Origin of the sequence: Pseudomonas sp. Larv2_ips (assembly GCF_963879675.1) — a bacterium.
Classification (GTDB): domain Bacteria; phylum Pseudomonadota; class Gammaproteobacteria; order Pseudomonadales; family Pseudomonadaceae; genus Aquipseudomonas.
This window is the reverse complement of the sequence record NZ_CAWOAW010000035.1, coordinates 1-358: the sequence shown is the minus strand read 5'-3', so window position 1 is coordinate 358 and position 358 is coordinate 1. Positions and strand designations below refer to the sequence as shown.

The window sequence follows — 358 nt, the reverse complement described above, 5'->3', positions numbered from 1 at the left end:
ATGCAAGAGGTCAACGGTTCGATCCCGTTTAGCTCCACCAATTTACAGGTTCAAGGTCTGGCCACACCGTCCTTGAATTGATCAGCTCTCAGCGCTGATCAGATGTACAGAAGGTTTTGTCCCCTTCGTCTAGTGGCCTAGGACACCGCCCTTTCACGGCGGTAACAGGGGTTCGAGTCCCCTAGGGGACGCCAGTTTCAACAAGCAGCTCGAAAGGTCTGCTGCGTCGCGAGACGAAAAATCCGGGGCTATAGCTCAGCTGGGAGAGCGCTTGCATGGCATGCAAGAGGTCAACGGTTCGATCCCGTTTAGCTCCACCAATTTACAGGTTCAAGGTCTGGCCACACCGTCCTTGAAT

Annotated in this window: 2 tRNA genes; both read left to right on the top strand. The window is 54.2% G+C overall.

Annotation, left to right across the window (positions count from 1 at the left end):
- Positions 1 to 118: 118 nt before the first annotated feature.
- Positions 119 to 194 (top strand) — tRNA-Glu (locus AACV02_RS28535).
- A 50-nt stretch (positions 195 to 244) separates the two neighbouring features.
- Positions 245 to 320, top strand: a tRNA-Ala gene (locus tag AACV02_RS28530).
- The last annotated feature ends 38 nt before the right edge of the window (positions 321 to 358 follow it).